Raw genomic sequence first — 24,242 nt, 5'->3', positions numbered from 1 at the left:
GTGCGCCTGCCGGACGGGACGCTCCACACGCTCGGCGGGAAGACCGCCCCGGCGCCGGGGGCCGGGCCCCTGGCGTCCCGCACGGTCTACTCCGCCGCGCACGTGGTCGCCGATCCCCTGGCGGACAACGGACCCGGCCGCCCGGCGGTGCTCGACTGGGACGCCACCCTGGCGTTCCGGCGGCACCTGTGGTCGCACGGGCTCGGCGTCGCCGAGGCCATGGACACCGCGCAGCGCGGCATGGGCCTGGACTGGGCGGCGACCCGGGAGCTGATCGAGCGCTCCTCGGCCGAGGCGCGCGCCCACGGCGGGCTGATCGCCTGCGGCGCGGGCACCGACCAGCTCACCGGCGCGTCCACATTGGACGACGTGATCGCCGCCTACGAGGAGCAGCTGGCCGTCGTGGACGCCGCCGGGGCGGTCCCGATCCTGATGTGCAGCCGGGCCCTGGCCTCCGTCGCGCGCGGGCCCGAGGACTACCTGACCGTCTACGACCGCCTCCTCGCGCAGGTCACCCGCCCGGTGATCCTGCACTGGCTCGGGCCCATGTTCGACCCGGCCCTGACCGGATACTGGGGCTCGGCCGACCTCGGCACGGCCGCCGGCACGCTGCTGGAGCTGATCGCCGCGCACGCGTCCAAAGTGGACGGCGTGAAGATCTCGCTCCTGGACGCCGGGCGCGAGATCGCCTTCCGCCGCCGGCTGCCCGCGGGCGTCCGCTGCTACACCGGCGACGACTTCAACTACCCCGAACTCATCGAAGGCGACGAGCACGGCTACAGCCACGCCCTCCTCGGCATCTTCGACCCGCTGGCCGCGCACGCGTCCGCCGCCGTCCGCGAGCTGGACGCCGGAAACGCCACGGGATTCCGCGCGATCCTGGACCCCACCGTCCCGCTCGCCCGGCACACCTTCGCCGCGCCCACCTTCAACTACAAGACCGGCGTGGTCTTCCTGGCCTGGCTCGCCGGGCACCAGGACGCCTTCCGCATGGTCGGCGGACTGGAGAACGCGCGCGACATCCCCTACCTGGCACGGCTTTTCGTCCTCGCCGACGAGGCCGGGCTCTACCCGGACCCCGAGGCCGCCGCCGCCAAGATGCGCGCCCTGCTCACCGTGGCCGGAGTGGCCCGATGAGCCGGTTCTCCTTCAACCACGCCACCGCCAAGTTCTGGGACCAGGGCGAGGCCATCGAGGCCTGCGCCCGCGAAGGCGCCGGGATCGGCCTGTGGCGCGAGCCCGTCGCCGAGTACGGCCTGGAGCGCACCGTCCGCAAACTCGCCGCGACCGGCGTGCCCGTCACGACCCTGTGCCGGGGCGGCTTCTTCACGTCCCCCGGCGCGATCGCCGAGAACCGCCGCGCCATCGACGAGGCCGCCGCGCTCGGCACGTCCGTGCTGGTGCTGGTATCCGGCGGGATCCCCGAAGGATCCAGGGACGTCGACGGGGCCCGCGCGACGGTCGCCGACGCGCTCGCCGAGCTGGCGCCCTACGCGGGCGAGGCCGGGGTGACGCTGGCGATCGAGCCGCTGCACCCGATGTTCGCCGCCGACCGCTGCGTGGTGTCCACACTGGACCAGGCCCTCGACCTGGCCGGGCCGTTCCCGTCCCGGCAGGTCGGCGTCGTGGTCGACACCTACCACGTGTGGTGGGATCCGGGCCTGTACGCGGCGATCGAGCGCGCCGGGGCGGCCGGGCGCATCGCGTCCTACCAGGTCGCCGACTGGACCACGCCGCTGCCGGCCGGCGTCCTCACCGGGCGCGGGCAGCTCGGTACCGGCTGCGTGGAACTGCGCCGGATCACCGGGGCCGTGCTGGCCGCCGGGTACGACGGCCCCATCGAGGTCGAGCTGTTCAACGACGAGCTGTGGGCGCGGCCCGGCGCGGAGGTCTTCGCCGAGACCGCGGCCGCCTACCGGGAGTTCGTCGACTAGACCTGTGTCCACCCTGGAGGGAATGGCGCGGTCCCGTATCCGGGGCCGCGCCATTCCCGGTTCAGCCCTTGGTCTCGCTCCGGATCGCCGCGACCGCCTTGTCCCAGTCGGGGGTGTACGACGCCCACTTCGCCACGCCCGCGCCGCGCTCCTTTCCGTCCCGCAGCAGGCGGATGCGCCCGTCGCGGACCACGATCGTCCCGCCGCGCCCACTGGGGATCTCGCGGGTGATCGGGCCCAGGATCGCCCCGACGGTGATCGTGCCCCGGTAGTAGGAGAAGTACTCCTTCTTCCAGCCGGTCACGCCGAAGTAGAAGAACAGCGCGCCGGGAATCAGCGCGCAGAACGAGGTGAGCCCGCCGCCGAGCAGCAGGACCCACAGGTTCAGCACTAAAGACAGGCCGCCCAGCACGAGGCCGCTGATCGGATAGAAACGCGCGTAGCGCACCGAAACGCCCATTGCCGCCTCCGTCGAAGGTTCCATTATGGACGGACCGACCGTAGGGGATCGTAGAACGATCCTCAAGACCTACAATGCCCGCAGGAGGTCCACTTGAGCGACTGGATCGCCGCCCTCGGCGAGCACGAGGCCGCCCGCGACAGCGCGCCCGAGCGCATCGCGCGGCTGCTGCGCGCCCGCGTCACCGACGGCTCGGTCCGGCCCGGCGAGCGGCTGCCCGAGGACCGGCTGACCCGCGCGCTTCGCGTCTCCCGCAACACTTTGCGCGAGGCCTTCCGGATGCTGTCGCACGAGCGGCTGCTGGTCCACGAACTGAACCGGGGCGTGTTCGTGCGGCGGCCCAGCGCCGAGGACGTCCGCGACATCTACCGGCTGCGGCGGGTCATCGAGCTGCCCGCCGTGCGCGGGACCGGCGGGCTGGACGCGATGGGCGCGGCCGTCGAGCGGGCCCGGGAGCGGGCGGCGTCCGGCGACTGGGCGGGCGTGGCCTCGGCCAACATCGACTTCCACCGGGCCCTGGTGGCGCGGCTGGCCGCCGAGCTGCGCCTGGCGTTCCACGGGATCGCCACGCCCGAGGACTTCCACGCGCCCTACCTGGCCCGCAACGAGCGACTGCTGGAGCTGCTGTCCACAGGGGACCTGGACGCGGCCGCGCGCGAGCTGGCCGACTACCTGGACGAGGCACTGGAGCGGCTAGCGTCCGTGCACGGGTGACAGTCCGGCGAACAGGACCGTGAGGTAGGCCGCGGAGAGTTCCGGCGATCCGTCGCGGGCCACCGCGAAGGCCGTCCGTCCGATGAGGACGGTGAGCGCGCCGACGGGAAGGTCGTCGCGGAGCTCGCCGTCCCGCTGCGCGCGGGCGATGAGATCGCCGACGGCGGCTTCGAGATCGGCTCGCCGGGCGGTGGTCCCGGGCAGGTCGAGGCCGTCCAGCCCGGCGCTGAGGCCGTGGTGGGCGGCCTGGAAGTCCATCAGCTCGGCGAGGAAGGCGCGCAGGGCCTCCCCCGGCGCTTTCGACGCGGCGAGCTCGCCGGCGCGGGCGACCACGGGCGCGAGCAGCGCCGCCACCGCCGCGTCGATGAGGGCGTCCTTGCCGCCGAAGGCGCGAACGACCGTGCCCGCGCCCAGTCCCGAGCGCGCCGCGATGGCCTCGACGGTGAGGGTCGCGCCGGGCTCGGACAGTAGCGCGGTGGCGGCCTCCAGGGCGAGCGCGCGGTTGCGGACGGCGTCGGCGCGACGGGGGCTTGACATCTGGAACGCACCTTCCACATACTCAACTGGAATACGGATTCCAGTTTAGCGGAAGGGAGTTCGGCATGCGCGTGCTGATCTCAGGGGCGAGCATCGCGGGCCTGACCACGGCGTACTGGCTGGCGCGGGCGGGACACGAGGTCACCGTCGTCGAGCGCGCGCCCGGCGTCCGGACCGGCGGCAACGGCGTGGACGTGCGCGGCGCGGCGGCCGAGGTGATCCAGCGGATGGGGCTGACGGCGTCCGTGGCCGCCCACGCCACCGACGTGCGCGGGATGAAGTTCGTCGACGCGCGCGACCGGACCGTCGCCCGCATGCCCTTCGCGGCCGGCGAGGGCGTCGAGATCCCCCGCGGCGACCTCGTCCGCCTCCTCCACGAGGCCACCACCTGCGTCGCGTATCGATTCGGGGAGTCGATCGTTGATGTGAGTGAGGACCTGAACGGCGTTAAGGTGACGCTGTCGAGAAGCCCGGCGACCGACGGCCGGGCGAGCGAAGCCGAGCGCTTCGACCTGGTGGTCGGCGCCGACGGAATGCACTCGAACACGCGTGGGCTCGCCTTCGGGGACTCGGCGGAGCACGTCCGCCACCGCGGGCACTACTTCGCCTTCGCCGACGCCGATCCCGGCCTCGCCGAGGACGCCTGGGTGACCATGTACAACACACCCGGGCGCATGGCCGGGGTGTGGCGTTCGGCGCGGCATCACGGCGCCAAGGCGTACTTCATCTTCCGGGCCCAGGATGAGATCGCCGTGGGCCACCGTGACGTCGAGGCGCAGAAGGCGCTCATCCGGAACGCCTTCACCGGCGTGGGCTGGAAAGTGGACCGGCTGCTGGCCATGGCCCTGGCCGATCCCGAGTTCTACTTCGACGCCCTCGCCCAGGTCGACATGGACACGTGGTCGCGCGGCCACGTCGTCCTCGTCGGCGACGCCGCCTGGTGCGCCTCGCCCGCCTCCGGCGCGGGCGCGGAACTCGCCCTCGTCGGCGCCTACCGGCTCGCCGGTGAGCTGGCCGTGCCCGGACGCGGGCTCGGCGAGGCGCTGCGGGCGTACGAGGAGGGCATGCGGCCCCTGGTCCGCCGCAAGCAGGAGATCGGGATGAACGTGCGGCTCATGGTGCCGCGCAGCGGATTCGGAAGGAGGGTGCGGAATGGGGTCGTGAAGTCCGGCGTGCTCCGCGCGGCGGCGGTGCTGGAGAGGTGCGGGACCGCACACGCGATCCCCGCGTACACCGGGGTCAACGGCGATCGCCGTTGAGGCGGGGGCAGCCCAGCCCAGCCCAGCCCAGCCCAGCCCAGCCCAGCCCAGCCCAGCCCAGCCCAGCCCAGCCCAGCCCAGCCCAGCCCAGCCCAGCCCAGCCGAGTGTGACCGGATCGGGCACGCCGATCGTGACGAGCGCGCCCGTCGTCCGGGCGCGTCGGGTCATCGGCGCCGTGGTGATCCGGCTCCGGGCATCGGCATTCGGCATGGCGCGCTCCGGAGCAGCTCGGCCGGTACGTTCGCCAACCGAGAGTCCGCCGCGGCAACGCCCGCGCAGACTCCACGTGCGCGGCGGGCCTCGGACACCTGCTCCATCTGTCTGCGGCGGTGCCGTCCCGTGCGGTCGGCGATCGCCCTTTGCCGCATCACCACACGGCCGTGCCCTACGACCGTCCACCACGCTGCCACTCCGGCTCACTGGCTCGGCCCAGTGCCCAGGTGCCCCGGTGGCCTGGCGGCTCGAACACCCGTGGCCCAGCAGCTCGGCGGTCCGGCGGCCCAGTGGCTGGTGGCTGGTGCTGGGAAACCCGCCTTCTCGCGCCCCCAGTTGGCCCGCGGGCCCGGTCGCTCCTCGGCCCGGCGGCTCGCCGGATCAGCGGCCCGGCGTCGCCTCACCCCATTGCGCCGCACCCGTCCCCCTCATCCCAGCCGTCACCGCCGACCCTAATGCCGGAGTTCGCCGAGGTCACCGCCCTCGCTTGCCGGTTCGTTAATCCGTCGTTCACCGCCCGCTTTCCGGGTTTCACTAAACAGACCATGTGCGACGACCCTTCTTGCCCCTGCCCCGCTTGACCCGGCCCCTCATGATGCTGCTCGCCGGTGCGACCGGCATCGCCGCGAGCGCCATCGTGCCCGTGTCCGCCGCCCAGGCCGCCGACACCGCCGGTTTCGACCGGCTCGCCACGTTCCCGGTGTACCTGAACTCCGACGCCTCGCAGACCACGGCCGCCGAGATCTCCGCCGTCACGCCCGACGGCAAGACCCTCGTCTACTCCGACAGCCCGGGCAAGCGCCTCGGCTTCGTCGACATCACCGACACCGGGAAGCCCAAGCCCGGCGGGGTCCTGCCCCTGAACGGGGAGCCGACCTCGGTCGCGGCCACCGGCAACCGGATCCTGGCCGTGGTCAACACCGGCGCGGACAAGGTCCACACCGCGGGCGAGCTCGTCGTCCTGGACGCCGGTAGCCACAAGAAGCTCACCACGGTGCAGCTCGGTGGGCAGCCCGACTCGATCGCGGTCGACAAGTCCGGCAAGTACGCGGTGATCGCCATCGAGAACGAGCGCGACGAGGAACTCAATGGGGGCGACCTGCCGCAGCTCCCGGCCGGGTTCGTCGCGATCGTGAACCTGGACGACTACTCGCTCAAGAAGGTCGAGGTGACCGGCCTGGCCGACATCGCGCCGCAGGACCCCGAGCCCGAGTACGTCTCCATCAACTCCAAGGGCATCGCCGCGGTGACGCTCCAGGAGAACAACCACATCGTGTTCATCGACGTGGCCAAGGCCGCCGTCACCGGTGACTTCTCCGCCGGTTCGGTGACCCTGAACGGCGTCGACACCAAGAAGGACGGCGTCATCGACCCGTCCGGCACGCTCACGGCCCGCCGTGAGCCCGACGCGGTGACGTGGGTCGGCGACGGCCTGATCGCCACCGCCAACGAGGGCGACTGGAAGGGGGGTTCGCGCGACTTCACCGTCTTCGACACCTCCGGCAAGGTCGTCTACACCGCCGGCGCCTCCCTCGAACACGAGGCGATCCGGCACGGGCTCTACCCGGAGGACCGCTCCGCGAAGAAGGGCGTCGAACCGGAGGGCATCGCGTACGCGACCTTCGGCGGCAAGCCGTACCTGTTCGTGGGCGCCGAGCGCGGCAACTTCGTCGCCGTCTACGACATGACGACCCCGTCGTCGCCGGTGTTCACGCAGATCCTGCCGGTCACCAACGGCCCCGAGGGCCTGGTCGCCGTCCCCGGCCGCGACCTGTTCGTCGTGTCCAGCGAGACCGAGGACCCCGCGCACGGCATCCGCTCCACGGTGTCCCTGTACGGCTTCGGCAAGAAAGCCCCGTCGTTCCCGTCGATCGTGGCAAAGGCCGGCGGCCCGCAGCCGCTGCCGTGGGGGACCCTGTCGGGCCTGTCGGCGGACCCCGCGCACGGCAACCGCCTGTTCGCGGTGACCGACTCCGCCTACAAGCGCACCAGCATCCTGAGCATCGACGTGTCGGCGACGCCCGCGCTGATCGACGCCTCGATCCCCGTCCTGAAGGACGGCAAGCCCGTCGGCTATGACGGCGAGGGCATCTTCGCCCGGCCCGGCGGCGGTTTCTGGCTGGCCAGCGAGGGCAAGCCGTCCAAGCAGGTCCCGAACCTCCTCGTCCGCGTCAACCACAAGGGCGACGTGGAAGAGGAGATCCCGCTCCCCGAGGCGATCGCCGCGGGCATGAGCGACAACGGCCTGGAGGGCGTCACCGCCATCGGGACCGGCGCCGACGAGGTCGTGTGGGTGGCGCTGCAGCGTCCGGTCGGCAAGGAGACCGCGACCCGCCTCGGCCGCTACGAGGTCGCCGCCAAGAAGTGGACCTGGGTGTCCTACGAGCTCGACAAAGCCGCCGAGGGCGTGACCGTGGGCCTCAGCGAGATCACCGCCCTGGACGCCAAGACGCTCCTCGTCATCGAACGCGACAACCAGCGCGGCCCCAACGCCGCCGTCAAGCGCGTGTACAAAGTGGACGTCTCCACCGTCACCCCCGTCGCCGACGGTACCCTGCCCGCGGTGTCCAAGAAGCTCGCCGTGGACCTCCTCCCCCGCATGACCGCCGGACACGGCTGGACGCAGGACAAGGTCGAGGGCCTGGCGATCTCCGGCAACGGCGACGTCTTCGCCGTCACCGACAACGACGCGGTCTCCGAGGCCACCGGCGAGACGCTGTTCATGCGCCTCGGCCGCGCCTCGAAGCTCTTCGGCGGCCCCGGCGGAGGCGACGACGGCGACGACCTGGCGCACACCGGAACCAACGCCTTCCTCATCGCCCTCACCGCGGTGGTCGCGGCGATCGTCGGCGGCGGGATGTTCTTCCTGGCGCGCCGCCGCCGCATCCGCGGCTACTGGTAACCGGCCCGGCACGACCCCACCCTCCCCGCCCCGGCGCTCACGCCGGGGCGGGCGTGCTTTCCCGGGCGGTTCGGTGGCTTCACGGCGATGTACGAGCTGGGAGCGCCGCCCATGTCGACGGTGTGCCCGCGGTGCCGATGGGCGCGGCGGATCGAGTCGGCGGGCGGCTCGCACCCGAACCCGTGCCCGCCACGACGCACGGACGGAGCCCGGGCACACGAACGGACACCGCGGCCGAGCACGCCGAGGCCTCAGCGCCACGCCACCGGAAGCGGGGCACCGCCATGGCGGCTCCGAGACGCGGGTCGAGGCGAGGGGAGGCGCACTGAGGCTGGGGCTCCCGACCGGCGGAGGCCATATGCGAGGCCCATCAACGTCGAGACGGCCCGACCACCGGGCTGGCGGACGCACGCATCGGGCGAAGGCTCAGATAGGCGCCGGGACGAGGAGGCGAGACGCTGCTCCTCGGACTCGGCGGGGCCTGCGGGCGAGCCTCACCCGCAGCGAGGCGCCGAGGTGTCGAGGGCGGTCAGGTGTCCAGCGCGGCCAGGCGTGCTGCCAGTTGTGGCATCGCGTAGTCGCCACCCCGGAACCGAGTGCGGGTGTCGGTGCGCACGCCGGGGTGAAGCGAACCGGCGAGCCGCCAGAACAACCACCACCCCGCCCTATGGGATCGGGGATCGGGCCACAGGGCGGCAAGGGCCGCACGTGGAGAGGCTCCGCCGACGGGAGGTTCGTGTGCGGGCGGCCTTGGGGCGGGTCGGCGGCCGTGAGATCCGGACTCGGGCGGGATCTCCGGCCCCGTACCCGCCCGCGAACTCGCTGCGCTGCCGCATCGCACATGCCGGCGCGCACCGCAACAGAAGCCGCCAGAACCCCCGAACGGACACGGGGGCCGGGTTGGGCTCGCGCCAAAGGCTGGGGCTCATGGCGCGCCTCAGGCGGGCGGGGGTAGGGACGGGGATCGGGAGCGGCCCGGCTGCGCCTCAGGCTGAGGCTCATGGCGCAGCTCACGCTGGGGCGGGTGCGAGTGTGCACTCGGGTTCGGGAGCGGCCCGGGCTGCGCCTCGGGCTCACGCTCACGGTGAGGCTCACACGGGGGTGGAGGTGGGGGTGGGGCTCGGGAGCAGCACGGCTGCGCCTCAGGCGGGCGGGGGGTGGGGGGGCTCGGGAGCGGCCCGGCCGCGCCTCAGGCTGAGGCTCATGGCGCGACTCAGACTGAGGCGGGTGCAGGGTGCAGGGTGCGGGAGTGCGGGCTCGGGAGCGGCCCGGCCGCACCTCGGGCTCACGCTCACGGTGAGGCTCAAGCCGGGGTCCGGGGTGAGGTGCCGATGCGCGCTCCAACGCCGACTCCGGCTCAGACTCCGGGGCTGGGGCTGGGCCGGGGCCGTGCCTCGGGCCCAGGGCCATGGCGCGACTCAGGCTGAGCCTGGCGCGAGTGCGAGTGCGAGGCTGCCACCTCGGGCCAGTGCTCCAGGCTGTGCCCGGGGTTCGGGTGCAGGTTCGGGTTCGGGTTCGCGCTCGGTCCAGTCCGCGTGCAGCACCAGCCGTCCCACCCCATCCCCACCCTCCCGCCGTCCAGAAACGGCGCGTTAGCCCGTGTTAACCCTTGTTCCGCCCCTCCGGCGTTGCTATTTTCTAAAGAATCCATCCATAAATACTCTTAGGAGTGACACCGATGTCGAAGTTACGCACCCTCGGCGTCCTCGCCGTCGCCCTGGTCGCGGGAGTCGCGGCCTTAGTCGTGCCGGCCAGCGCGTCCGCCGCTCCGGCTTGCGCGGCGGCGTGGAGTTCCTCCGCGGTCTATGTCGGCAACAACGTCGTCTCGTACGGCAGTCACAACTGGCGCGCCAAGTGGTGGACGCAGGGCGAGCAGCCCGGGACGACGGGACAGTGGGGCGTGTGGGAGGACAAGGGAACCTGCGGTGGGGGCGGCGACCCGGATCCGGGGACTCCGGGCGGGTTCGTGGTCAGCGAGGCTCAGTTCAACCAGATGTTCCCCAACCGGAATCCCTTCTACACCTACAGTGGACTCACCACCGCGATGCAGGCGTTCCCGGCATTCGCCGGCACCGGCAGCGACACGCTGAAGAAGCAGGAGGCGGCGGCGTTCCTGGCCAACGTCTCGCATGAGACCGGCGGGCTGTACTACATCGTCGAGCAGAACACGGCGAACTACCCGCACTACTGCGATGCCTCCCAGCCCTACGGATGCCCGGCGGGGCAGGCCGCGTACTACGGGCGCGGGCCGATTCAGCTGTCCTGGAACTTCAATTACAAGGCGGCCGGGGACGCGCTCGGCATCAACCTGCTGGCCGATCCCTACCAGGTCGAGCGCAATGCGGCCGTGGCCTGGAAGACGGCGCTCTGGTACTGGATGACCCAGAACGGGCCGGGCACGATGACCGCGCACAACGCGATGGTGAACGGGCGCGGCTTCGGCGAGACGATCCGCAGCATCAACGGCTCCCTCGAATGCAACGGCGGCAACCCCGCGCAGGTGCAGAGCCGGGTGGACCGGTACCGGGCCTTCACCACGACGCTCGGGGTCGACCCGGGCGCGAACCTGTACTGCTGACGTCCTGAGTGGACGGACGGTGGGAGCGCCTTTCCGGTGCTCCCACCGGAAACGCCGCGCGAGGGCTCCGTCCGATCTGGACCCGGGTGTTTCGAAGACCCGGGGTGCGCGCCCCGGGCCTTCGCCCTCCCTCTCCTCTGCTTACTCCTCGCTCACTCCTTCTCCAGTGCCACTCTCGGCAGAATCCGGTCCAGCCACCGCGGCAGCCACCAGGCCCGCGCCCCGAGCAGGCGCATCACCGTCGGGACCACCAGACACCGAATGACGACCGCGTCCAGCAGGACCGCCACCGCCAGGCCCAGCCCGAACTGCTGGAGCATCCGGTCCGGGCTGAGCACGAAGGCGCCGAAGACGACGATCATGATGGCCCCGGCGGCGGTGATGACACCGCCGGTGGTGGCCAGGCCCTCGCGGACGGCGTGGGGCGCGTCTCCCGTGCGGCGCCATTCCTCGTGCATCCGCGAGACGAGGAAGACCTCGTAGTCCATGGACAGCCCGAAGACGATCGCGAAGATCAGCACCGGCACGAAGGCCTCGATCGGTCCCTTGGGGACACCGAACCAGCCCTGCTGGAACACCAGTGTCACCACCCCGAGGGACGCCCCGATGCTGAGCAGGTTCAGGATCGCGGCCTTCACCGGGATCAGCAGCGAGCGGAACACCGCCATCAGCAGCAGCGCGCTCAGTCCCACCACGACCAGCAGGAACAGCGGCATCCGCCCGCTCACCGCCGCGGCGAAGTCGACGGCCGCCGCCGTGGCGCCGCCGACGAGGTACGTCCCGCCGGACGCCTCGCGCAGCCGGTCGACCAGCCGCGCGGTCTCCGCCGACTGCGGTTCGCTGTCGGGGAACACCAGGATCATGCTGCGATTCGCCGAGATCGGCCGCGGCGGCACCGAGTCGGCCACGCCGTCCACATCGGACACGAGCGCGTAGGCCGCGGCGCCGTCACCGTCGGCGAGCACGATCAGCGGCCCGTTCACACCCGGCCCGAAGCCCTCACCGAGCAGGTCGTAGGCCTGCCGGGACGTCGAGGCCGCCGCCTCCGTGCCGGCGTCGGCGAAGCCGAGCCGCATCGCCAGCGCGGGCGCCGACAGTCCGATGAGGACACCGACGGCCAGCAGCAGCGGCAGCACCGGACGCCGCTGCATCAGTCCCGCCCACGCCCGCCACCGGCGTCCGTGATCCCGGTCGGCCCGCTTGCGGATCGCCTTCTCGATCCGTCCACCGAGGACGGTCAGCAGCGCGGGAAGGAGCGTCACCGAGGCCAGCATCGTGACCAGCACGGTCAGCGCGACACCCACCGCGACTCCTTGCAGCGAACCGAGTCCGAGCGCCAGCAACCCCAGCAACGCGATGATCACCGTGGCCCCGGCGAACAGCACCGACCGGCCCGCGGTGTCCACCGCGACACGAGTGGCCTCGTCCCGCGTGGCGCCCTTGCGGATCTCACCGCGGAACCGCGTGAAGATCAGCAGCGCGTAGTCCACGCCGACGCCCAGTCCCACCAGCATCATCAGCGGCACGATGTAGCTCGGCAGCGTGAAAACGTGCGAGGCCAACGCGATCAGCCCCAGCGTGCTCCCCACCGCGAAAACCGCCACCAGCAACGGCACCGCCGCCGCCAGCAACGAACCGAACATGAAGAGCAGGATCACCAGCGCCGCCAGCATCCCCGCCCCCTCGGCCGCACCCCCGGCGGGCGCCTCGGCCGAGCGCACGACGTCGCCGCCCAACTCCACCCGCAACCCGGCCCCCTCGGCCTTCGTGGCGGTGTCGATGATCGCCCGCGCATCGTCATAGCCGATGTCGCGCGCCGCAGCGTCCAAAGTCACCGTGGCATAAGCGATCCGGCCCGTGTCGGAGATGGCGTGCGGATCGGCGAACGGATCGGTCACGTCCGCGACATGCGGCAAGCCGTCCACCTCCGCCAGCATCGCCGCCACCCGCGACCGCGCCCCGGCGAGATCATCCGACTCCACCACGACCGTCACCGTCGCCACATCCGGCCGCCCGCTCTCGGCGAACACCGAGGCCACCGCCTGCGACTCCGTCCCCGGCAACGAATGGTCATCCCGATAATCCCCGCCCACGACCTGCGCCGCGACGGTAATGGCGGCAACCACGACCACCCACGCCAAAAGCGCGAGCCGCCGATGCCGCATGGCCCACCCCGCCAGCCGCTCCATGCGACCGAGCCGACGAGTGGGTGCAGAACTGAGGGTCGATGTACTGCTCATGACGACACCATCGGCCGACGGCTTGCCCGAATACATCGCCCTGCGGTGGTGAATGCCCGTACGAACCCGGTTGCGGCACTAGTGGGTTTCGTACACCCCTCGTCGTAGCGGAGGTACGAACGGCACCTAGGGGGAACGAAAGTGATGCGGGGTGACGTGACGAACCCGAGCGGGACGGCGGAGGTTGGAAGCGGGTGCGGGGGTGGGGGTGGGGGTGGGGGGGCGACGCGCAGGTGGAGGCGAGGGCAAGGGCGGTGGAACTGAGCCGGGTAGGTGACTGGCTGGCTACGGGGTCAGAACCCGGGCACCAAACGGAGCTTGTTGTTTTAGAGCCGGGCCGAAGACAAGCCGCAGGCCGCACGACAACACGGGCCCGGGACCAGCTTGTGCGGGGGCTGTCTCGGGATAGGAGAGGTGGATCCTCCGTCGGTCGGCCAGACGTGTTCTTGAGAACGCAGGTTCTGGGGGTGTCAAGACAGCTCTTCCGTCTTGACACCCCCGGGTTCTGCGTTCAGCGTCGATATGGCCGGCCAGAGGAGGAGACGCCTCCCGAGAGAGGTCCGGCGTCCAGGGGCCGCACCCCTGGTCGGGTCCTAGGGGTGAAACCCCTGACCAGACGGCGACCGTCAAATAGCGCCGATGCAGGTGATCGGGCGAGGGCGACCCGTGGGGGGAAGGCAAGAAGCGCGGGGAGACGGGCTCGGGGTGAGGGCGACGGGAGAGGTGGCGCAACAGGGGGTGTGATAGCGAGGCTCGCGACGGCTGGGGCTGGGGCTGGGGCTGGGGCTGGGGCTGGGGCTGGGGCTGGGGCTGGGGCTGAGGCTGGGGCTGGCGCAGGGGCTGGGGCTGGGGCTCGGGCTGGCGCAGGGGCTCGGGCTGGCGCAGGGGCTCGGACTGGGACTGGGGCTCGGGCTCGGGCTGGGACTGCAGCCGAGGCCAGGCCAAGAATCACCCCCGAACCCTCCCCCCAACCCGCGCCACCTCCCGCAGCAAGTGCTCCCGCTCCAACAAATTCCCCGCCACCCGAACCGCCTCCCCATAAGCCTCCAGCGCCCCCACCAAATCCCCCTCCTTCTCCCGCAAGTACCCCACCACCGCCGCATACCGCGGCAGCGAAGCATCCACCCCCCTCAAAGCCAGCAACCCAGCCCTCCCTCCACCCACCTCCCCCACCGCCACCGCCCGGTTGAGCCGCGCCACCGGGCTCCCGGTGATCCCCACGAGCTCGTCGTACCACTCCACGATCTGCCCCCAGTCCGTCTCCTCCGCCGTCCGCGCGTCCGCGTGCAGGGCCGCGATCGCCGCCTGCGCCTGGAACTCCCCGAGCCGGTCCCGCGCCAGGGCCGCCTGAAGGATCTCGACCCCCTCGGCGATCATGCGGGTCTCCCAAAGCGACCGGTCCTGCGCCGCCAGCGGCACCAAGCGCCCACCGACCACCCGCGCCGGTCGCCGCGCGTGGTGCAGCAGCATCAGCGCCAGCAGCCCGGCGACCTCCGGCTCCGGCGCCAGCGCGAACAGGAGGCGGGTGAGCCGGATCGCCTCGGCCGCCAGGTCGACATCACCCGAGTAGCCCTCGTTGAAGACGAGGTAGAGCACGCGCAGCACTGTCCCCACGTCCCCGGGCTGGTCGAACCGCACGCCGGACACCGTCCGCTTGGCGCGGCTGATGCGCTGGGCCATCGTCGCCTCGGGGACGAGGTAGGCCTCGGCGATCTGCCGGGTGGTGAGGCCGCCGACCGCGCGGAGGGTGAGCGCGACGGCGGTGGCGGGGGTCAGGGACGGGTGGGCGCACAGGAAGTAGAGCTGGAGGGTGTCGTCGAAGGAGGACGGCGGCGAGGGGGCCACGGCCTCGTGAAGCGCGTCGGCCTCCTCGCGGCGGCGGCGGGACGTCTGGGCCCGGGTGGCGTCGAGGAACTTCCGCCACGCCACCGTGATCAGCCAGCCCTTCGCGTCGCGGGGCGGGTCTTCGGGCCAGACGCGGACGGCTTCCAGGAGGGCGTCCTGGACGGCGTCCTCGGCCGCCGCGAAGTCGGCTCCGCGGCGGACGAGGACGCCGATCACGGCGGGCACGAGGTCCCGCAGCAGCGCGTCGTTCACTCGGTGGCGGTGGCGGTCACGCCGTAGAAGGGACGCACTTCGAGCCACTCGTGGATGGGTTTGCCGCCCGCGCCGGGCGCGGCGGACAGTTCGGCGGCGAGTTCGAGCGCGCGGTCGTAGGTCTCGACGTCGATGATCATCCACCCGGCGATGAGGTCCTTCGTCTCGGCGAAGGGCCCGTCGGTGACCGGGGGGCGTCCCTCGCCGTCGTAGCGGACGAAGGTGCCCTCGGGGGACAGGGCCTGCCCGTCGACGTACTCGCCGGTGCCCTCCAGGCGGGTGGCGAAGTCGCGCATGTACTGGATGTGGGCGGTGACCTCGTCGGGTTCCCACTGGTCCATGGGCACGTCGTTGACCGCCTTCGGGGCGCCCCGGTAGTGCTTCAGCAGCAGGTACTTGGCCATCTCGATCTCCTCTGGGTCAGGGCCATTCTGGCCTCGTTCGCGGCTGGGACGGAGCCGCTCACGGTTTCTCGACACGCTCCGGCGAGATTTTCTCCGCAACTTTCGCGGTATCCGAAGCGGTGCGCCTCAACCGGGGTTGTACGCCGAACCCCATCTCTCATCCGATGCGCGGCCCCGAACCCCGCGCGCACGATCGACCGCATGAGCCCCGAGACCCTCGACCTGGCGCGCTGGCAGTTCGCACTGACCGCCGGCGGTCACTTCCTGTTCGTCGCCCTCACCCTCGGCCTGGCCACCTTCCTGGCCCTGATGCAGACGATCGCGACGGTCACCAAGAGCGACACGTTCACCCGGATGACCAGGTTCTGGGGGCGCCTGTACGTCATCAACTACGCGATGGGCATCGTCACCGGCCTGGTCATGGAGTTCCAGTTCGGGCTGTCCTGGTCGGGCCTGACGCATTACGCGGGCAACGTCTTCGGCGCGTCGCTGGCCCTGGAGACGATCGTGGCGTTCTTCGTGGAGTCGACGTTCCTGGGGTTGTGGATCTTCGGCTGGGACAAGGTGAACCGCTGGGTGCACCTGGGCTTCATCTGGGTGGTGACGCTGACCGCCTACGCCTCGGCGTTCTGGATCCTGGTGACCAACGGCTTCCTGCAGAACCCGCTCGGCTACGCCATGGACGGCGACAAGATCAAGCTGACCGACTTCGGCGCGGTGGTGGGCAATCCGGCGGCGATCATGGCCTTCTTCCACATCCTCGGTGGCGCCCTGGTCGTGGGCGGCTTCTTCGTCGCCGGGGTCAGCGCGTACCACCTGTTCAAGCGGACGCCCGAGCACCGGCTGTTCACGCGGTCCCTGCGGCTGGGCATCGGGATGGTGGTGCCCGCGCTGATGTTCACCGTGACCTTCGGCGGCCTCCAGCTGTCGGCTCTGCACGGCTACCAGCCGATGAAGGCGGCCGCGTTCAGCGGCTCGGACTCCACGCTCGCCGAGCTCCAGGCCGACGCGGTCGCCAGGTTCGGCCCGGGCGACTACATCCCGCCGGTCGGCGCGGTCAAGACCGCCGGGATCGTGATGATGGTGTTGTTCATGCCGCTGCTGATGTTCGGCGGCCTGAGCCTGCTGCTGAGTTTCTTCCGCCCGCTGGTGCACCGGTTCCGGGCCTGGCACGTGCTGCTCATGATGGCCGTCCCGTGGCCGTTCCTGGCGATGATCTCCGGCTGGGTGTTCCGCGAGATGGGCCGCCAGCCGTGGGTGATCAACGGTCTGCTCAAGACCTCCGAGGCGGTGTCGGACGTCTCGCCCGGCCACATGCGCTTCAGCCTCATCGCGTTCGGCTCGCTGTTCGCGGCGCTGATCGTGCTGAACATCGTCCTGCTGACCCGGGCGGCCAAGCGCGGCCCGGTCGACGACGCCGTCGTCACGGTCTGAGGGAGAAGACATGGAACACGCCGCGATCGCGCTGCTGGGCTTCTACGCCCTCGGTTACCTGATCCTCGGGGGCGCCGACATCGGCCTGGGCATGATGATGCCGTTCCTGGCGAAGAACGCGCCGGAGCGCCGCCAGGTCGTCCGGGGCATCGTGCCCTTCTTCCTCGGCCACGAGGTGTGGCTGGTGGCCGCCGCCGGGGTCCTCATCGGCTGCTTCCCGGAGCTGGAGGGACGCATGCTCACCAGCGCGTTCCCGGCCGTGGTCACGCTGCTGCTCGGCTGGATCGCCCGCGACGTCGGGCTGTGGACGCGGGGACGCGCGGCATCGCCGGCGTGGCACGGGTTCTGCGATGTCCTCATCTGCCTCGGCAGCTGGGTGGTGGCCCTGAGCTGGGGCGTCTTCCTGCTGTGGACGGGCGGCGAGTGGCCCGGCGGGATCGGCCTCCTGCTGGCCGGGCTCGTGGTCCTGCTGTTCGCCGCGCACGGCCTGGGCTACGCCGGGCTGCGCATCGCCCGCGAGGGCGCGGTCGGGACGCGCGTCCGGCAGCTGTCGGGCCGCGTCGGCGGGCGCGTGCTGTTCGCGCTCACCGCGGCGGCGATGGTCCTCACCGGCATCGCCACCGGACGCGGGCTGTCCCTCGTGGACGGTGCCGCGGACCCGGAGACCCTGGCCGTCCTGGTGCCCGCGCTGCTGGTGATCACGCCGCTGGTCCTGGCCGCCCAGGTGGGCATGTGGTGGCTGCTCCGTGCCCGGGCGGTTCCGGAAAGTGACATCACGCCAGTTTCACACCCCGGACGGTAGAAAGAGCCCGTGGACCCCCGCCGCGATTAGTGGGCCGCGGTGGGCCAGGTCGGGTACCGATTTATCCGGCCTGCGGGGAGGGTGGAGTCCCCCTTTACGGGCACCCCGGCAGGGCTCCCCTCCCCGCCACACCACGCGGGAAGCTCCCCGCGCGCACGCGAGCGGACTCCGTGCGCGCGGGTGACCCGATCTGTCGCAGCCCGCCGTTATCCTCCGGCGAAAGCCGAGACGAAGGAGCGACCATGCCCACCGCGATGACCGAGACCGAGGCCCTGCTGCGGCAGCTGCGCGCCGAGCGCGGCCACGTCCTGGAGGCGATCGAGGGCCTCTCGGACGCCGACCTGCGCCGGGGCGTCCTGCCATCCGGCTGGTCCTGTCTGGGCCTGGTCAAGCACCTGGCCGTGGATGTCGAGCGCTTCTGGTTCCGCAAGGCCGTCGCCGGTGAGGACGTGGAACTCTACGAGGGCGCCGAGGGCTGGACCGTCGGCCCGGAGACCCCCGCCGAGGAGATCCTCGCCCTGTACGAGGACGAGGCCGCGCGAGCCGACGCGATCATCGCCGCCACCGCGATGGACGCCTTCCCGAAGTGGTGGCCGGTGGAGCTGTTCCCGAACTTCCCGGCCCGCGAGCTGCGGCGCACCGTCCTGCACGTGATGGCCGAGACCGCCACCCACGCCGGGCACCTGGACGCCGTCCGCGAGCTGATCGACGGCAGGCAGTACCTGGTGCTCACCTAGGAGGCGGGCCTCAGACCTGCTTCTGGTGCAGCTCGGTCACCTCGTCGCGCAGGGCCCACCCCTGGTAGACCCCGGCGTCGTAGCGGTCGAGCCCGAGCGCGGCCGCGACCGGCTCCTGCCCGCCGACGTACTCCAGGCGCAGCCAGTTGCCGGTCTCGCCGATGACGTGGAAGGGCTCCCCGCGCCACTTGCAGACCGTGCGCAGGTAGTAGAAGTCCTCGACCTCGGGCGCGGGGACGCTGCGGCGGAACCGGCCCGGGGCGACCTCGCCGAAGCCGTCCTCGGGATCGGGCGTGTAGAGCCGCATGTAATCGCCGTCGGGGCTCGCCTCGTACTCGCGGTCGCGCCAGCGGGCGATGTAACCGTCCACATGGGCCGGAGGGGTCACCGGTTCTCCTGAAAGGTCATAGTGTCTCCTCGGCGGTGAGCCAGGTCTGCTGGTCGGCGTCGTACGAGGCGACGAGGGTGTCGCCGTCGATGGAGGACAGGCGGTGCATGGTCGCGCCGTGCGGCAGGCGGATGGAGTCCACTTTGAACTCGGCCACCACCGCGCCGTTCTCACCGGGCGCGAAACCGTTGCCGCGGAAGGGCCCGGGCTCGATGACCCAGCCCTCCATGCGGCGCATCTCGTCCTCGTTGTTGCCGCCGTAGGGGATCCGGTACAGGTCGGCGCGATGCGAGATCCACCGGATCACGTAGACGTCGGACGCCCCGTCGTGCGGCAGCCCGAGGGAGGCGCGCAGGGTCTCCGGCGCGTCGAAGGCCGACAGGTCCTCGGCGGGGTGCACGAAACCGGCGACGCGGTCGTAGCCGCGCTGGAGGTAGAAGGGCACCTGCGCGGCCGGGATCAGCTTCTGCATCAGCGTCGGGCCGAGCTTGCGCTGCTGGCCGGTGGCGGGCGGGAACCCGCCCGCCGACAGGGACTCGTCGCGGCGGCCGGCGTAGGGGTCGGCGGCGCGCTCCATGTCCTCGGCGGCGTCCAGCAGGCCCTTCTTGTCCGCCCAGGCGAGCAGGGTCTGCATCTGGGTGCCGGGCATGTTGGCGCCGACCTCGGTGCCGGGGTTGATGGCCAGGCTGTAGGAGCGGTCGGGCCAGTTGCGGGCGACGCGCACGAAGGTGACCTTCACGAACTCGCACGGGCCGAGGCGGCGGGCCATGCGGGTCGGGGAGGTGAACACGGTCAGGCTGTACGCGCCGTCTATCAGGTCGGTGCGCCAGCGGAACCCGGGATCGCCGGGGCGGACGCCCTCGGGCGCGCCGTCGTTCAGCGGCACGTAGACCCAGCCGGACAGCAGCGCGCGCAGGAAGCGCGGGGTGTCACCGGCGGCTCCGGCGGCGGCCAGCTCGCCTTCGACGTCCTCGCTGCCGGGACCGGTCGGGCCGTAGGTCTTCGGCTCCTCGTAGGCGGACTCGGAGGTCACGCCGTGCGAGGGGGCCGAAGGCTCGGACAGGTAGGCGTCCGGCGCGTCGTAGGCCGGTTCCGGCGGGCTGTAGGCGTCGGGCGCGTAGGCGGCCGGTTCGAGCTGGTAGGACGCGGGCTCGGCCTGGTACGGCGGCTCCGGCTGGTAGGCCGGCTCCGGTGGCGCGTACGCCGGGGGCTCCGGGCTGTAGGCGGGCGCCTCGTAGGAGGGCTCGGGCGCGTAGCCGGGCTCGGCGCTGTAGCCGCCGTTGCGGAACGGCAGCTCGCGCTCCGGCTCCGGCTGCGCCGGCGGCGGGGCGTAGTCGGCGTAGGAGTCCTCGGCCCGGACCCGGGGCTCCGGGACCTGGTACTCGGGTGTGTAGGCGGGCTCGACGCGGTAGTCGGGCTCGGGGGCGTACCCGGAGCCGAAGTCGGGCTCGGGCGCGTAGACCGGCTCGGGCGCGGGACCGAAGGTCGGCGTCCGGTTCTGCCCGTAGTGGTAGTCCTCGTCGACGCGCGGCGTGGGGTTCGCCCGGCGCGGCAGAGTCCCGGTGTCCTCACGGCGGGAGTCTTCGCGGCGGGGCTCCTCGCGGAAGGAGTCCTCACGGCGGGGCTCTTCGCGACGGAAGTCGTCGCGGAAGGATTCCTCGCGGCGCGGGTCCTCGCGGAGGGAGGGCTCACGGCGGGGGAACTCGCGGTGGGCGAGTTCGGGGTGGGCGTCCTCGCGGGCGACCGGCGGCGGCCCGAAGGACGACTGCTCGGCGGGCGCGCGATATCCGTCGTAGCCGAATCCCCCGAACGCGGAGGGCTCGGGCTCCGGCTGCTCCTCCTGCGGCAGCGAGACGTCGCCCTTGGCGACCTGCGCGACGAACCACGCGGGGAGGTAGCCCTCGATGGGCAGCCCCGGGTTCACCGCCAGCCACCATTCGTCGTCGGGCCAGCCGTGCACGAGCTCTTCGAGCCGCACGCGGCGGTGCTGACCGGCGTGTTCACGCAGGCAGGACCTCAGCGCGGCCTCGGAGGTGAAGGCGAGGACGTGTGTGCGGTCCTCGGTGGACCACGTCGCCCACGCGGAGTTTCCCGGCGCGACCGGAATGAACAGATCGACACCGGACAGCAGCAGAAAGTAGCTCTCCTGGTCGCCCTGCCGGAGCACGTCCTGCATCCGGCGTTCGGTGTCGGTAGCGGGCTCCCAGGTCATGGCCGCCGTCTCCCCAGTACTAATAAATGGTGTCGCGCCATCACGGTACAGCGAACACGCATTGTCACTACACCCTACGATCGGCCACACGGTCGGTGGATCAACGGTGCACGGGACGAAACGTGCACGGGCATGCCACTATCTACCCGATGGGGACCGTACGCAAGGGACGCCGTGTGACCAACGGGCTTTTCGGCGCCCTGGCCACCGTGCTGCTCGTCCTCGTCGCGCCCGTCCCCGCTCACGCCGACAGCGTGCGCGACAAGCAGTGGCAGCTGGACGCCCTCCACGCCCGTGACGCGTGGGCCCTGTCGACCGGTCGCGGCGCGATCGTGGCGGTGGTCGATTCCGGTGTCGACAAGTACCACGTCGACCTGCGCGGGAAGGTCCTGCCGGGCGCCGATTTCGTGGAGAGCGCCGACGGGTCGGGCGGCGACGGCAGTTTCGACCCCGTCGGGCACGGGACGTCGGTGGCCGCGCTGATCGCGGGCAACAACGATCCCGACGGTGTGGTCGGCCTGGCCTATGACGCGCAGATCCTCCCGGTCCGGGTGCTGGACAAGGAGAACCGCTACGACGACGCGGGCATCGTCGCCCGCGCGGTGCGCTGGGCCGTCGACCACGGCGCGAACGTCATCAACCTGTCCCTGGGCGGTGTGGGCAAGTCCACCGAGCTGGGCGAGGCCATCGACTACGCGCTGTCGCGCGAGGTCGTCGTGGTGGCCTGCACCGGCAACGTCGATCCACAGAAGGACGACGCGCAGGGCGTCTGGTTCCCCGCGCGGATGCCCGGTGTGGTCGCGGTGAGCGGCCTGGCGCCCGACGGTGAGTTCTGGTCGGGCGCGCTCACCGGCACCGCGACGGTGCTGGCGGCGCCCGCCGACGGGCTGACCAGCGCGCACCCGCAGGGCTACTGGGACATCCAGGGCACGAGTTTCGCCGCGCCGCTGGTGTCGGCGACGGCGGCGATGATCAAGTCGCGGTTCCAGGGCATCTCGGCCGCCGACACCATCAACCGGCTCATCTTCACCGCCGCGGACCTGGGCAAACCCGGTCGCGACGACGTTTTCGGCTTCGGGCGGGTGAACCCGGCGGCGGCGCTGTCGGTGGACGTCCCGCACGTGCCCGGGAACCCGCTGCTGGCCGCCACCGACGGCGGCGGCGGGACGCATCCGGGCGCCTCGGCGACGGGCGCGGCTCCCCCGGCCGGTGACGCGCCGGACTCGGCGGCCCCTGCGGCAGCGGCGGCGGAGGGGCCCGGGGCGACCCCGTACGTCCTGCTGGTGGCGGTCGCGGTGGTCGCGGCGGCGGCGCTGACGACGACGCTGGTGGTGCTGCGGCGGCAGGGGCACCGGCGCACGCCCGGTCCGTACTGATTTCACCCCTCGGGGCAGCGCCTTCCCACCCGGTTTGGTTAGCGTCGGGTGATTCATGGGGAAGGAGCGCCATGTCGCTGCCGAGTTTCGCCGACGATCCCGGTGCCTGGTCCCGGGAGTTCGACCGGATGGCGCGGGAGATGCGGGAGCGGGCCGATCGCGCCGGACGCGAGCTGGCCGCCGCGAGCGTCACGGTGTCCAGCCGGGACAAGGCCGTCACGGTCACCGTGGGCGCCACCGGGCTGCTCGCGGGCGTGGAGTTCGGGGTGCGGGCCAGGGCGCTCACCCAGATGCAGCTGGCGTCGGCGCTCATGGAGACCTACGGCAGGGCCGTCGCCGAGGCCACCCGGGCCTCGCGGGAGGTGCTGTCGGAGATCTCCGGCCCGGCCGCGCTGGAGCTGTTCGACGAGCTCATGCCGCGCGAGGACGAGACGAAGCGGAGCTGGTGATGGCCGGGGACTTCAAGGTGGAGTCGCAGGCCGTGCGCGGCGAGGCCGCCCGCTTCCGCACCGCCGTCACCGCGCGTTTCGACAAGGCCGCCGAGGCGATGTCGACCGCACAGGTGGGGAACCCGGAGATGTACGGGCCGCTGCTGAACGCGTGGGGCAAGCCCGCCGAGCTGGCCGAGTCCTTCGCCAAGGTCGCCGAGGCGATGAAGTCGCTGGCGAGCATGGCGCAGGCGATCCCGGAGGCGCTGGGCCGGGTCGCCGACACCTACGACGAGGCCGAGGAGGCCCAGAAGCGCAAGTTCCGGAGTCACCATGGGCGATGAACTCGTGGTGACCGGCGATCAGCCGGAGCTGACCACCGGCGCGGGCTTCCTCGACACGGGGGTGTCGTTCCTGCTCGGCATCGCCGATGACGTCCGCGACGGCGGGGACTTCGACGCCGCCAACGCGATCGTGGGCGCCGGGGCGGTGGGCATCGAGGTCCTCGACTTCGCCATCGACCCGCTGGAGTCGATCGTCTCGGCCGGGCTGGGTTTCCTGATCGAGCACATCGCGCCGCTGCGGGACGGCCTGGACAAGGTCACCGGCGACCCGCTGGCGATCAAGTCGCTGGTCACCACCTGGGCCAACATCGCCAAGGAGCTGGGCCAGGCCACCGCCGACACGTCCAAGGCGGTGCCCGGCTGGACGGGTAAGGCCGCCGCCGCCCACGCGGGCTCGGCCGCCGCCAGCGGCGCCGCCGGGTCGGCGGTCGCGGGGCTCGCCGGGGGCATGGCGAACGCGGTGGAGTCGGCGGGCGTCATCGTCGCCACCATCCGCTCGCTCGTCATCGACCTGATCGCCTGGGCGATCACCAAGATCATCGAGATCGCGTTCCCGGCGCTGGCGCTGGCGGTGCCCACGGCGGGCGGCTCGATCGCGGCGGCCATCACCGCCGTCATCAAGATCGTGGCCGACGTCCTGGGCCGCTTCGGCACACTCTTCAAGCGCCTCGCCGAGGCGGTCTCCGCCTGGTCGGGGAAGCTGAAGGCGCTCACCGGCAAGGCCGACGAGGCACGCTCGGCGGTGTCCCGGCTCGACGGCGGGATGCGCAACCCCGGCGCGAGGCCCGCGTTCGACGCGAGCGAGGTGACCACCTGGGAGGCCCTCGGCCGCAATCCCGCCTACGCGCGCTCCGACGAGGTGGTGACCTGGCGGGCGCTGTCGCCGGACGCCAGGCCCGAGGACATCGAGGTCCACGGCCCGCTGGGTCCGCGTCCCGAGCCGGCCGCCGAGCCGACCATCGGGGAGCGGGTCCTGGAGGTCTGGGACTCCGGTGAGCTCACCGGCGCCAAGGACGTCGTGAAGTCCTCGGCCGACGTCGGTTACTCCAACCGGGCCGACAAGGACGACCCGGAGGACTGAGCGACTCCCAGCCCGATCCCAGCCAACTGTCAGCGACGCCACGTAGATTTCTCGACGTGACCCCCGCTACATCCGGCCACCCCGAAGCCCCTCACGCGCCC

20 protein-coding genes are annotated in these 24,242 nt (G+C 71.9%); 13 read left to right on the top strand and 7 right to left on the bottom strand.

The annotated features are described in order from the left end of the window. Together QSK10_RS25735 and QSK10_RS25730 are read left to right on the top strand one after the other, a co-directional pair. A complete protein-coding gene (locus tag QSK10_RS25735) occupies positions 1–1,137 on the top strand; it encodes a dihydrodipicolinate synthase family protein (RefSeq protein WP_285666432.1) in 1,137 nt (378 codons plus the stop codon). Next, a complete protein-coding gene (locus QSK10_RS25730; RefSeq protein WP_285665589.1) occupies positions 1,134–1,934 on the top strand; it encodes a sugar phosphate isomerase/epimerase family protein in 801 nt (266 codons plus the stop codon). The genes QSK10_RS25735 and QSK10_RS25730 overlap by 4 nt, the downstream gene beginning before the upstream one ends. Positions 1,935–1,995: 61 nt before the next feature. Here QSK10_RS25730 and QSK10_RS25725 read toward each other — a convergent pair whose 3' ends face one another. After that, a complete protein-coding gene (locus tag QSK10_RS25725; RefSeq protein WP_285665588.1) occupies positions 1,996–2,394 on the bottom strand; it encodes a hypothetical protein in 399 nt (132 codons plus the stop codon). Between the two features lie 93 nt (positions 2,395–2,487). Here QSK10_RS25725 and QSK10_RS25720 point away from each other — a divergent pair, with 93 nt between their 5' ends. Further along, on the top strand, positions 2,488–3,108 hold the full coding sequence (locus QSK10_RS25720; protein WP_285665586.1) for a GntR family transcriptional regulator: 621 nt from the start codon (positions 2,488–2,490) through the stop codon (positions 3,106–3,108). On the opposite strand, the gene QSK10_RS25715 is transcribed toward QSK10_RS25720, so the two are convergent. Further along, positions 3,088–3,645: a TetR/AcrR family transcriptional regulator gene (locus QSK10_RS25715; RefSeq protein WP_285665584.1), complete on the bottom strand. Its 558-nt coding sequence runs from the start codon at positions 3,643–3,645 to the stop codon at positions 3,088–3,090. The genes QSK10_RS25720 and QSK10_RS25715 overlap by 21 nt on opposite strands. A gap of 65 nt (positions 3,646–3,710) precedes the next feature. On the opposite strand from QSK10_RS25715, the gene QSK10_RS25710 reads away from it, so the two are divergent. From QSK10_RS25710 to QSK10_RS25700, 3 genes are all read left to right on the top strand, one after another. After that, a complete protein-coding gene (locus QSK10_RS25710; RefSeq protein WP_285665583.1) occupies positions 3,711–4,904 on the top strand; it encodes an FAD-dependent monooxygenase in 1,194 nt (397 codons plus the stop codon). Positions 4,905–5,695: 791 nt separating this feature from the next. After that, positions 5,696–8,020 carry an esterase-like activity of phytase family protein gene (locus QSK10_RS25705; RefSeq protein ID WP_285665582.1) on the top strand — a complete coding sequence of 775 codons (2,325 nt, stop codon included), beginning with the start codon at positions 5,696–5,698 and terminating at the stop codon, positions 8,018–8,020. 1,678 nt (positions 8,021–9,698) lie between these two features. Then, complete coding sequence (locus QSK10_RS25700) at positions 9,699–10,598, top strand: glycoside hydrolase family 19 protein (RefSeq protein ID WP_285665581.1); 900 nt, start codon at positions 9,699–9,701, stop codon at positions 10,596–10,598. Positions 10,599–10,750: 152 nt separating this feature from the next. On the opposite strand, the gene QSK10_RS25695 is transcribed toward QSK10_RS25700, so the two are convergent. The 3 genes from QSK10_RS25695 to QSK10_RS25685 all read right to left on the bottom strand — a co-directional run bounded on the left by QSK10_RS25695 (position 10,751) and on the right by QSK10_RS25685 (position 15,339). Further along, positions 10,751–12,661: an MMPL family transporter gene (locus tag QSK10_RS25695; protein WP_285665580.1), complete on the bottom strand. Its 1,911-nt coding sequence runs from the start codon at positions 12,659–12,661 to the stop codon at positions 10,751–10,753. A 1,125-nt stretch (positions 12,662–13,786) separates the two neighbouring features. Further along, positions 13,787–14,935 carry an RNA polymerase sigma factor gene (locus QSK10_RS25690; RefSeq protein ID WP_285665579.1) on the bottom strand — a complete coding sequence of 383 codons (1,149 nt, stop codon included), beginning with the start codon at positions 14,933–14,935 and terminating at the stop codon, positions 13,787–13,789. After that, positions 14,932–15,339, bottom strand: a complete 408-nt coding sequence (locus tag QSK10_RS25685) for a YciI family protein (RefSeq protein WP_285665578.1) — start codon at positions 15,337–15,339, stop codon at positions 14,932–14,934. The genes QSK10_RS25690 and QSK10_RS25685 overlap by 4 nt, the downstream gene beginning before the upstream one ends. Positions 15,340–15,540: 201 nt before the next feature. On the opposite strand from QSK10_RS25685, the gene QSK10_RS25680 reads away from it, so the two are divergent. The 3 genes from QSK10_RS25680 to QSK10_RS25670 all read left to right on the top strand — a co-directional run bounded on the left by QSK10_RS25680 (position 15,541) and on the right by QSK10_RS25670 (position 18,312). Further along, complete coding sequence (locus tag QSK10_RS25680; protein ID WP_285665577.1) at positions 15,541–16,773, top strand: cytochrome ubiquinol oxidase subunit I; 1,233 nt, start codon at positions 15,541–15,543, stop codon at positions 16,771–16,773. A gap of 10 nt (positions 16,774–16,783) precedes the next feature. Further along, positions 16,784–17,575 carry a cytochrome d ubiquinol oxidase subunit II gene (locus tag QSK10_RS25675; RefSeq protein WP_285665576.1) on the top strand — a complete coding sequence of 264 codons (792 nt, stop codon included), beginning with the start codon at positions 16,784–16,786 and terminating at the stop codon, positions 17,573–17,575. Between the two features lie 242 nt (positions 17,576–17,817). Then, positions 17,818–18,312: a mycothiol transferase gene (locus QSK10_RS25670; RefSeq protein ID WP_285665575.1), complete on the top strand. Its 495-nt coding sequence runs from the start codon at positions 17,818–17,820 to the stop codon at positions 18,310–18,312. Between the two features lie 10 nt (positions 18,313–18,322). Here the strand turns inward: QSK10_RS25670 and QSK10_RS25665 are convergent, their stop codons facing one another. Next, positions 18,323–18,700 (bottom strand): hypothetical protein, encoded by a 378-nt coding sequence (locus QSK10_RS25665; RefSeq protein WP_285665574.1) that lies wholly within the window; start codon positions 18,698–18,700, stop codon positions 18,323–18,325. Between the two features lie 16 nt (positions 18,701–18,716). After that, positions 18,717–20,912: an SseB family protein gene (locus tag QSK10_RS25660; RefSeq protein ID WP_285665573.1), complete on the bottom strand. Its 2,196-nt coding sequence runs from the start codon at positions 20,910–20,912 to the stop codon at positions 18,717–18,719. A gap of 149 nt (positions 20,913–21,061) precedes the next feature. On the opposite strand from QSK10_RS25660, the gene QSK10_RS25655 reads away from it, so the two are divergent. The 4 genes from QSK10_RS25655 to QSK10_RS25640 all read left to right on the top strand — a co-directional run bounded on the left by QSK10_RS25655 (position 21,062) and on the right by QSK10_RS25640 (position 24,141). After that, positions 21,062–22,288, top strand: coding sequence for a S8 family serine peptidase (locus QSK10_RS25655; RefSeq protein WP_285665572.1), 1,227 nt, complete (start codon positions 21,062–21,064; stop codon positions 22,286–22,288). A 71-nt stretch (positions 22,289–22,359) separates the two neighbouring features. Then, entirely contained in the window at positions 22,360–22,737 is a 378-nt protein-coding gene (locus tag QSK10_RS25650) for a YbaB/EbfC family nucleoid-associated protein (protein WP_285665571.1), read from the top strand. Beyond that, the gene (locus QSK10_RS25645) at positions 22,737–23,060 is read left to right on the top strand and encodes a hypothetical protein (RefSeq protein ID WP_285665570.1); all 324 of its coding nucleotides are present in this window, start codon (positions 22,737–22,739) and stop codon (positions 23,058–23,060) included. Before QSK10_RS25650 ends, QSK10_RS25645 begins: the two co-directional genes overlap by 1 nt. Then, positions 23,050–24,141 (top strand): hypothetical protein, encoded by a 1,092-nt coding sequence (locus tag QSK10_RS25640; protein ID WP_285665569.1) that lies wholly within the window; start codon positions 23,050–23,052, stop codon positions 24,139–24,141. The genes QSK10_RS25645 and QSK10_RS25640 overlap by 11 nt, the downstream gene beginning before the upstream one ends. Positions 24,142–24,242: the final 101 nt, after the last annotated feature.

The organism is Actinorhabdospora filicis (assembly GCF_030269765.1).
GTDB classification, from domain to species: Bacteria; Actinomycetota; Actinomycetes; order Mycobacteriales; family Micromonosporaceae; genus Actinorhabdospora; species Actinorhabdospora filicis.
The sequence above is the reverse complement of the archived record's forward strand: the minus strand, read 5'-3'. Positions and strand labels throughout refer to the sequence as shown.